At 50.4% G+C, this 9,078-nt stretch carries 11 protein-coding genes; 7 read left to right on the top strand and 4 right to left on the bottom strand.

Annotation, left to right across the window (positions count from 1 at the left end; translation table 11 throughout):
* The coding region (locus WBV75_RS08075; protein WP_424120123.1) for a DUF4249 family protein at window positions 1-432 on the top strand (432 nt) is incomplete at its 5' end.
* Window positions 433-455: 23 nt separating this feature from the next.
* On the opposite strand, the gene WBV75_RS08070 is transcribed toward WBV75_RS08075, so the two are convergent.
* From WBV75_RS08070 to WBV75_RS08060, 3 genes are read right to left on the bottom strand one after another with little or no spacing between them, the layout of a single operon-like run.
* Window positions 456-1,586: a glycerate kinase gene (locus WBV75_RS08070; protein ID WP_424120122.1), complete on the bottom strand. Its 1,131-nt coding sequence runs from the start codon at window positions 1,584-1,586 to the stop codon at window positions 456-458.
* Entirely contained in the window at window positions 1,583-3,229 is a 1,647-nt protein-coding gene (locus tag WBV75_RS08065) for a sodium:solute symporter family transporter (RefSeq protein WP_424120121.1), read from the bottom strand. Before WBV75_RS08065 ends, WBV75_RS08070 begins: the two co-directional genes overlap by 4 nt.
* Window positions 3,226-4,545 carry an amylo-alpha-1,6-glucosidase gene (locus WBV75_RS08060; RefSeq protein WP_424120120.1) on the bottom strand — a complete coding sequence of 440 codons (1,320 nt, stop codon included), beginning with the start codon at window positions 4,543-4,545 and terminating at the stop codon, window positions 3,226-3,228. Before WBV75_RS08060 ends, WBV75_RS08065 begins: the two co-directional genes overlap by 4 nt.
* Before the next feature lie 70 nt (window positions 4,546-4,615).
* Between WBV75_RS08060 and WBV75_RS08055 the strand changes: the two genes are divergently transcribed.
* From WBV75_RS08055 to rplT, 5 genes are all read left to right on the top strand, one after another.
* Window positions 4,616-4,843, top strand: coding sequence for a DUF6095 family protein (locus WBV75_RS08055; RefSeq protein WP_424120119.1), 228 nt, complete (start codon window positions 4,616-4,618; stop codon window positions 4,841-4,843).
* Between the two features lie 72 nt (window positions 4,844-4,915).
* The gene (gene thrS / locus WBV75_RS08050; RefSeq protein ID WP_424120118.1) at window positions 4,916-6,865 is read left to right on the top strand and encodes a threonine--tRNA ligase; all 1,950 of its coding nucleotides are present in this window, start codon (window positions 4,916-4,918) and stop codon (window positions 6,863-6,865) included.
* Window positions 6,866-6,940: 75 nt separating this feature from the next.
* Window positions 6,941-7,435 carry a translation initiation factor IF-3 gene (infC, locus tag WBV75_RS08045; RefSeq protein ID WP_424120124.1) on the top strand — a complete coding sequence of 165 codons (495 nt, stop codon included), beginning with the start codon at window positions 6,941-6,943 and terminating at the stop codon, window positions 7,433-7,435.
* Between the two features lie 38 nt (window positions 7,436-7,473).
* Window positions 7,474-7,671: a 50S ribosomal protein L35 gene (rpmI, locus tag WBV75_RS08040; protein ID WP_424120117.1), complete on the top strand. Its 198-nt coding sequence runs from the start codon at window positions 7,474-7,476 to the stop codon at window positions 7,669-7,671.
* A gap of 92 nt (window positions 7,672-7,763) precedes the next feature.
* Window positions 7,764-8,108, top strand: a complete 345-nt coding sequence (gene rplT, locus WBV75_RS08035; protein ID WP_424120116.1) for a 50S ribosomal protein L20 — start codon at window positions 7,764-7,766, stop codon at window positions 8,106-8,108.
* Between the two features lie 49 nt (window positions 8,109-8,157).
* Here rplT and WBV75_RS08030 read toward each other — a convergent pair whose 3' ends face one another.
* Window positions 8,158-8,580 carry a secondary thiamine-phosphate synthase enzyme YjbQ gene (locus WBV75_RS08030; protein WP_424120115.1) on the bottom strand — a complete coding sequence of 141 codons (423 nt, stop codon included), beginning with the start codon at window positions 8,578-8,580 and terminating at the stop codon, window positions 8,158-8,160.
* Window positions 8,581-8,654: 74 nt separating this feature from the next.
* Here WBV75_RS08030 and WBV75_RS08025 point away from each other — a divergent pair.
* The coding region (locus WBV75_RS08025) for an HAD family hydrolase (protein ID WP_424120114.1) at window positions 8,655-9,078 on the top strand (424 nt) is incomplete at its 3' end.

The following is a 9,078-nucleotide window of genomic DNA, read 5'->3' as shown; positions in this document are numbered from 1 at the left end:
AGGGCTACCTTGTTTGAAGGAGATGAAACAGAGGTCATTGTGGCCTTTACCGACCCGCCGCTGGAGAAGAATTACTATCTTTTCGACTTTGGCCCGACCGAATTCCTGGTTACCGAAGACACCTTTTATCAGGGGCAGTTTTTTCAGTTTTCCTATTTCTATACAGACCCCATTGAACCGGGGACAGAACTCCAGATTAGTATCATGGGGGTCGATGACACATTTTACAACTACATGGACTTACTGATCACCCAAAGTGGGAATCAACAGGGCATCTTTCAAACCCCTGTCGCCACAGTCCGCGGAAATGTGGTGGATGTCACCGGGCTCGATAATGAAGAAATCGTCGACAATGCCAACAGACCCGACGTTTTTCCTTTAGGGTACTTCGCCATTGTACAGGAGGAGGTCCGAACGATTACCATTCAATAAGACTCCTCTAATTGTAAGACTTCTTATTTATTTTGTTGCAGGAACCCCTGTACCGCTTCGGCGACCAACTCATGGGCATGGGCCATGGCATAGTCCAGGGATTTACGCGGATCCGATACTTCAAGTACCGCCTCGAACCCCAAGCTTTTTAGTGCATCCATAGGGGCGTCGCATTTTCCGCAAATCGCCACCACGGGACATTTTTGAGCCGAAGCGAGCTGAAGGACTCCCTGAATCAATTTTCCATTCAGGGTTTGGGCGTCGATACGGCCTTCGCCGGTGAAGACATAAGCCGTTTTATGCTTGCTTAGATAGTGCTCAAAACCGTTAAGCCGGAGGACCAGGTTCGTGCCACTGGTAAAATCAGCCCCTAAAAAACATTTCAGCCCGAAGGCTGTACCCCCCGCTGCCCCAGCCCCGGGCAAACTTCCGGAATCTACGCCCAGCTGTTCCCGGACGCGCTCCTCCAGGTTTTGAAGTCCTGCGTCCAGTCGATGGATGTCCTCAGGGGAAGCGCCTTTCTGGGCCGCATAAACCTGTGCCGCGCCCTGTGGGCCCCAAAGGGGGTTGTTCACATCATTGACGGCTGTTATACGGACCTGCCTGGGAATCGGAAGGTCTTTCGGCTGGACGATATGGGCTATCCGTTCCAGGTTACCCCCCGCAGGTAGCAAGGCCTGTTCATCCCTATCCAGAAAACGATACCCGAAAACGGAAGCTATACCGCATCCCCCATCGTTGGTTCCGCTCCCGCCCAGACCCACAAAAATATGGCGCGCACCCCTCTGGACGGCTTTGAGAATGAGTTGACCGGTACCCCGGGTATCTGTTCGCATCGGGTTGCGCTCCCCGGGGGATAGCATTTCCATCCCGGAAGCTTTGGCCATTTCTATAAAGGCATCACCGGTTCTGGGGTCGTATAAAAATGGAGCTGTAATCTCGCGACCGATCGGATCGGTAACCAAGGCTTGTACCACTTCCACAGGGCGCACCGCACGAACCGCCTCCAGGAAGCCATCTCCCCCATCCGAGGCCGCAAATCTTCGAATCTCGGCTCCGGGGTAGGCCTCACGAATACCGGCTTCCATGGCATCGCAAACCTGGGTGGCCGTCAGGGAGCCTTTAAACTTATCCGGGATCAGGGCAATTCTCATCCGTACAGGTTTGGGAGGATAGCACTAAAGGCTATAATGACTACAAAAAACACCAGCAGAATCACTACCTCCTTTTGCCTGAAGTCATTCCAGCTGGGCCGGGCGGCTTCGGGGAGGTACTCGCGTGCAACCTTATCGGGAAATAACCAGCTCACCAGATAGGCCACCCCTAAAGTGAGCAGCACCCCTGTAAAATTCAGCCAGATCCAAAAAATATGGACCCCCAGATCTATCCCGAGGATTTGTTGCATGGTTTTACTAAACATCAGGTTGATCAGGACTGCGATAACAATCCCCGCATTCATCCCTTTTGTAGTTACTTTTTTGGAAAACATCGCCAATAAAAAAGTGACCAGGACCGGGCCGTAAAAGACAGATCCGATGGCGTTTATAATTTCAATTACAGCGCTCTTGCTGCCCCCGAAAAGGAAAGAGGCCGCCATACAAACACCACCCCAGAATACGACGGCGCCTTTGGAAATCATCATATACCTGCGCGTGCTCAGTTTTTTGGTACCCCGGTTAAAAAAGTCCTCCACGCTCACCGCCGAGAGGGAATTCACCGTGGAACTCAAAGAGGACATGGCCGCCGACAGTATACCGACCATCAGCAATCCGATAAACCCATGCGGGAGGTATTTGGTAATAAATATGGGTATCATCAGGTCTGCCTTTGTCCCCGAGGAGGCGTACTCCTGTGGAAAATACTTCTGTGTCATAGCTGTGATTTCACCGAGAAAATCCGGGTCCAGGGTAACCAACCCCCCGATAAAAAGCCCCACGGTGCAATAGAGCAATACCACAGGAAAACGGATCAAGCCATTGGCCAGTAGCAGTTTGCGGATGGTTTGTTCGTTTTTTGCGCTGAGCATGCGCTGGGCCTGGGTCTGATCACATCCGTAGTAGGATACATAAAGGAAGAATCCCCCGATGAGCATCGGCCAGAAACCGTACTCCTCGCCCATTTCCAGGCCCCAGTTGAAATCGATAACCTGCAGGCGGGCCGAATCAAAACCGAGTTCCGGACCCCCTGATGTGCTCCACAGATGCCAACCGTAAAACAGGCAGGTCAGCAGCCCGGCAAAGAGGATCATCATCTGGATGGCATCCCCCCAAACCACCGCTTTCATCCCGCCCTGCCAGGAATAAATAATCGTGATGACGCTGATGATCAAAATTGTATAGACAAAATCGATATCCAGAACCGCCTGGAGTATGATCGCAATGGTATAGACCATCACTCCCGTCCCCAGCGCCCTGCTGATCTGGAATACAACGCTCAGAATCAGGCGGGTGGATACCCCGAAACGCCTTTCCACAAACTCGTATATACTCACCACCCCTGAGCGGAACAAGGGGGGAACGATAAAAATCATAATAAACAACATCGCCAGAGGAACGGCAAATTCGAAGCTGAGCCATTTCATCCCTCCCCCGAGTTTAAGCCCGACAAAAGCAGGTGCGGAGACAAAACTAATGGCCGAGAGTTGGGTAGCCATGGTAGAGAGGCTCAAGGGAAACCAGCTCATACTGCGTCCCCCCAGAAAATAGTCGCTGGAGTCCTTATTGTCCTTAAAAAAGTACCCCATGCCTAAAAATCCAAGCAGGTAAACCACTACGATGACGTAATCCAGTGTATTCATACAGGTTTTCCGTTTACAAAATCCAAATAGAGGGCTGCGGACCAGGAAAAATGGTTGCCGCCATATCCTCTGAAGTGCCCGGGTTCCAGATGGCGTCGGGGGTCAAAATACTCGTAAAAACCAAACTCTTCCAGCAAGTCCAGAGTATCCGACCTCAGCTTTTCCGCAACTTCTTTAAAGCCATATCGCAACAAACCCCGGTAAATCAGCCAGTTTAAATTAATCCAGACCTGGCCCCTCAAATAGCGCTTCGGATCAAAAAAAGGACTGGAAGGATCGAAGGAGGGACACAGGTAAAATTCCCCCCCGGCTCCCGAAAAAGTGCCCCTGTCCAGATGTGCACTGACGATTTCACCAGCTGTCTCTGTCGGTGGAATCCCTGCCAGAAGCGGAACAAATGAGGAGGAAGAAAGGGCTTTCAGCGGGCGGTTTCCCCTTAAGTCATAATAGATATACCCCTTTTGGTCAGGGCAATAGAGTTTCTGGTGAAAGTGTTTTTTTGACAGGGCTTGCCATCGTTGCAGCTGGTCTACTTCAGCTGCCCTTCCCAATAATTGCCCCATTCGGATGAGTCCTTCATTGGAACGCAAGAGCAGTGCATTAAAGAGCGGATCCTGAATGAGGAACGGACTTTTCCCGGCAATTTGGACATCGTCGTAATTCCACGACTTAAAAAGTTCCACCAGGTGAATATAGTGTTGATATTCCCTGTTACTCGGGCGGTTAGAGGCATCCACGTGCTGGGTATCCCTTCGGTTTAGTTCGTATTCGGGGGAATCGAGATCCGCCCAGATAGTATCCCAAACCGGGGTATTATCCGTCCCGGCCTCCCAGTTATGACAGATGTAGACCAGCCCTTCCTCCCTGGGGTCCCTATGGGTATAGAAATAATGATGCCATCTGAAAAGTGCCGGAAAGACTTCCCGGACAAAATCCAGTATCGACTCCCCTGAGATTTCATAGAGCTGTTCCAGTACGTACCCAAGGACCGGCGGTTGGGTAATCCCCGAGGTCGGGGCTGCAGGGGCATGCGGACTCCTGCCGCCGACATCCCAGACCCCAGGGCCGGGAAAATACGTTTCAGCCTCATTGTGAAATACAATATGCGGCAGAAACCCATTGGACCATTGCCCCATCAGGAGCGAACGCAGTTCCTGCTTGGCCCGTTCCATATCCAGATGTGCCCAACCCAGGGCGATAAATCCGGAATCCCAGTTCCACTGAAAGGGATACAGGCCCTTGCAGGGAATCGTAAAACCATCCTGCCAGTTTCCTTCGAGGACTTCCCGGGCCCTTGCAGTCATTTCTGATTTCATAAGAAAAGGGTTTAAGATGCAGAAGATAGCAATTCTTACTATTTTTAGGATCCCTAAAGCAGAGAAACCGTTGAAAACAGATCGAGAGTTACTGACCAAAGGAGTCAAACGGATGTTCTATACCCTGGCCCTAATGTTTACAGCCCCTGTTGTGCTCTACCAGGCTTTTAAGAACCAGGAACACCCGTGGTACCTCCCGGTCCTGATCCTGGGCATTATTATGGCCATTGCAGCCGTGGGTATGGGATTCTACGGAATCCGAACCCTGGTGAACGCCCTCTTTTCAAATCGAAAATAAGCCTATGCCATACGCGATATGGTTGCCTGCGTTTCCCGAAGATAGTATCTTAGCGCCCTCAGAGCCCAGACTATGATAAACATCACCTTACCCGACGGTAAAATTGTAACCCATCCGAAAGGCGTAACACCCATTGAAGTAGCACGGGGAATCAGTGAAGGACTGGCCCGAAATGTGATTTCCGCCCGTTTTAACAATAGGAAGGTGGAGACCGTGACCCCTTTGGAGACGGACGGTTCCCTGGTTTTGTATACCTGGAACGACGAGGAGGGAAAAAAGACTTTCTGGCACTCCTCATCCCACGTCCTTGCCCAGGCCCTGGAGATACTCTACCCCGGGATCAAACTCACTATAGGCCCGGCCATTGACAATGGCTTCTACTACGATGTGGATTTTATGGATCACACGGTTTCTGAAAAAGACTTTCCGGCCATAGAGGCAAAAGCCATGGAAATTGCCAGGGGTAAACACGAATTCAAAATGCGTGAAGTCTCCAAGGCAGATGCGCTCTCCTATTATGAAGATCACGAAAATCAGTACAAGGTCGAGCTGATCGAAAACCTGGAGGATGGGGAAATTACCTTCTGCGACCACGATACCTTTACCGACCTGTGCCGTGGGGGTCATATCCCCAACACGGGAATCATCAAGGCTTTCAAGGTACTCAACGTGGCCGGCGCATATTGGCGGGGGGATGAAAACCGCCCCCAACTCACCCGGGTCTACGGTATTTCTTTCCCGAAACAGAAAGAACTCACTAACTACCTCCACCTGTTGGAGGAGGCTAAAAAAAGGGACCACAGAAAACTGGGAAAAGAGCTGGAACTTTTTACCTTTTCCCAAAAAGTCGGCCAGGGTTTACCGCTGTGGCTGCCCAAAGGTGCGGCCCTGAGGGAACGCCTGGAGAATTTCTTGAAAAAAGCGCAGAAAAAAGCCGGGTATGAAATGGTGGTATCCCCACATATCGGGCAAAAGGAACTCTATGTAACCTCCGGGCACTACGCCAAATACGGGGAAGATAGTTTCCAGCCCATCCACACCCCCAAACAGGATGAGGAGTTCCTGCTCAAACCCATGAATTGTCCGCACCATTGTGAGATATATAATGCAAAACCTTACAGTTACCGGGAACTGCCAAAACGCTTTGCGGAATTCGGGACTGTTTATCGCTATGAACAGAGCGGGGAATTACACGGGCTTACCCGTGTACGCGGGTTTACCCAGGACGACGCACATATTTTCTGCACCCACGAACAACTGGATCAGGAGTTTAAAGAGGTGATTGACCTCTCCTTGTATGTACTCACCTCCCTGGGCTTTGACGACTATACCGCCCAGGTATCTGTCCGGGACCCGGAGACCCCTGAAAAATACATCGGGTCTGTCGGGAACTGGGAACTGGCGGAAGCGGCCATCATCAACGCCGCACGTGAAAAAGAAATGAATTTTGAAATTGTACCCGGGGAGGCTGCATTTTACGGGCCGAAACTGGATTTTATGGTCAAGGATGCCCTGGGGCGCAAGTGGCAACTCGGGACGATACAGGTAGATTACAACCTGCCGGAACGCTTTGACCTCACCTATAAAGGCAGTGACAATGAGTCTCACCGCCCGGTTATGATACACCGCGCTCCTTTTGGGAGTATGGAGCGGTTTGTGGCCCTCCTCCTGGAGCATACCGGAGGGAATTTTCCACTGTGGCTAACGCCGGTTCAGGCTATCGTACTGCCGGTCAGTGAGAAACACGAAAAATACGCCCAAAAAGTTTTAAAATCCATGGAAAATTGCGAAATTCGCGCCCTCGTGGACGCTCGCAGCGAGACGGTAGGGAAAAAAATCCGGGAAGCCGAGATGCAGAAACTGCCGTTTATGCTCATTGTAGGCGACCAGGAAATGGACCAGGGTACCATTTCGGTGCGCAGGCACGGGGGCGAAGATCTGGGAGCCCGGTCGGTGGAGGCATTTTCAGACTTGGTCAAAAACGAAATAAATAGTACCTTAAAGAGGTTCAAAGAAGTTTAATTAAAACATAAAGTCATAGCAATACGAAGAAGATTCAGGCCACGGCCCAAAAGGGAGAATAAGTTTCCCCACAGGATTAACGATAAAATTACTGTATCAGAGGTTCGACTGGTCGGTGACAACGTAGAAATGGGAGTTTATCCGACCCGTAAAGCCATGGAAATGGCAGAAGAACAAGGTCTTGACCTTGTGGAGATCTCACCGAAAGCGGATCCCCCGGTATGTAAGGTTATTGACTATAAGAAGTTTCTTTACGAGCAGAAGAAACGCGACAAGGCCATGAAGGCCAAAGCTACCAAGGTAGTTGTAAAGGAAATTCGATTTGGTCCAAACACCGACGACCACGATTACGATTTTAAAAAGAAACACGCAGAAAAATTCCTGAAAGAAGGCGCCAAGCTCAAGGCCTACGTTTTTTTTAAGGGAAGATCTATTGTGTATAAAGATAAGGGGGAGATATTGTTGCTCCGCCTGGCTACGGACCTGGAAGATTTCGGAAAGGTCGAACAGATGCCAAGGCTCGAAGGAAAGCGGATGACCATGTTCATCGCCCCGAAGGCAAAAAAGTAATTAGCGAGAAAGCGAACTATTAATTTAACGAGCAAGAGATGCCCAAGATGAAGACAAAGTCCAGTGCCAAGAAGCGATTTAAGCTTACCGGTTCTGGAAAGATCAAGAGAAAGCACGCCTTTAAGAGCCATATCTTGACCAAAAAGTCGAAAAAGCGAAAGCTTAAACTGACGCATTCTACATTGGTCCATGAGTCCGATGAGAATAGTATTAAAGAACAATTGCGCCTGAAATAAGCCGCGGTTGAACCGGTAAAATGTGTAACCCTGGAGTCAGGCCCTAAAAGAGCCCTTAAAAACGGGACGCCTGCTACAAAAAACAAAGAAAAATGCCAAGATCAGTAAATTCAGTTGCTTCCAGAGCCCGTCGCAAAAAGGTGATGAAGCAAGCCAAAGGATACTTTGGAAGACGTAAAAACGTCTGGACAGTAGCCAAAAACGCGGTAGAAAAGGCGATGGTATACGCCTACAGAGACCGCAGAACCAAAAAACGAAATTTCCGTTCCCTGTGGATCGCCCGGATCAATGCCGGAGCCCGTATGCACGGAATGTCGTATTCACAATTCATGGGTAAGGTAAAGGCCAATAATATCGACCTGAACCGAAAAGTTCTCGCCGATCTGGCTATGAACCACCCGGAGGCCTTCAAGGCCGTTGTGGATAAGGTAAAATAGAACCTGTTTATTTTCTCGCATAGACCCCGGCCACTGGCCGGGGTTTTTTTTACCCTCCCTGCAGGGTAAGCAGGAGCGTCCGGCCTCCGGCCCGATTTCGGTGTTCACACAGGTATACCCCCTGCCAAATGCCCAGGTTCAGCGTCCCCCGGCTAACAGGAAGCATCAGGGAGCTATCCATCAGGGAGGCCTTTATATGGGCTGGCATATCGTCAGAACCTTCCTGGGTATGCTCGTAATAAGATTGATCCTCCGGAACCATAACATTCATATGTCGCTCAAAATCCCGGCGGACTGTAGGATCCGCATTTTCATTCAAGGTCAGGCTGGCTGAGGTGTGCTTTATAAAGATATGCAACAGACCGGCCTGAACCTGGGACATTTCAGGCAGTTGCCGCTTAATTTCAGAAGTAATCAGGTGAAAACCCCGGGGAAAGGGAGGCAGTTGGAATTCGCGCTGAAGCCAGGTCATGATTTCATGAAGATTATGTTAAACGAAGTGGGAAATGTACATATAAATATAACTTTACCCCAAACACATCACCGATGGATCTTACGCCGGTTAAACTCGTAGTTACCGATATGGATGGGACTTTGCTGAATTCCCGCCACCAGGTCAGTTCCCGCTTCTTTGAATTATTTGAAGCCCTGAGCGAACACGGCATTCAGTTTGTGGCTGCGAGTGGCCGGCAGTACGAGAGTATTGCGGTTAAATTGACGCCTGTTCTCGATCAGCTGGTAGTTATTGCGGAAAACGGTGGTCTGGTACGCCACCAGGGGCGGGAACTGCTCTCCACCCCTCTCGACCCGGGTCTTCGGGACCAGGTGCTGGAACGCCTGGAAACCATCCCCGGAACCCATGTGGTGCTCTGTGGGAAGGACACTGCCTACCTGAAGCCCCCAAATCCTGAATTTGAGCGCCTGCTTAAAGAGTATTATGGCGCCTTTGAATATATGGACCGGCTACGGG

The organism is Robiginitalea sp., from assembly GCF_049588695.1.
Lineage (GTDB): Bacteria > Bacteroidota > Bacteroidia > Flavobacteriales > Flavobacteriaceae > Robiginitalea.
Note: the sequence above shows the minus strand (reverse complement) of the source record. Positions and strands in the feature narration are given on the sequence as shown.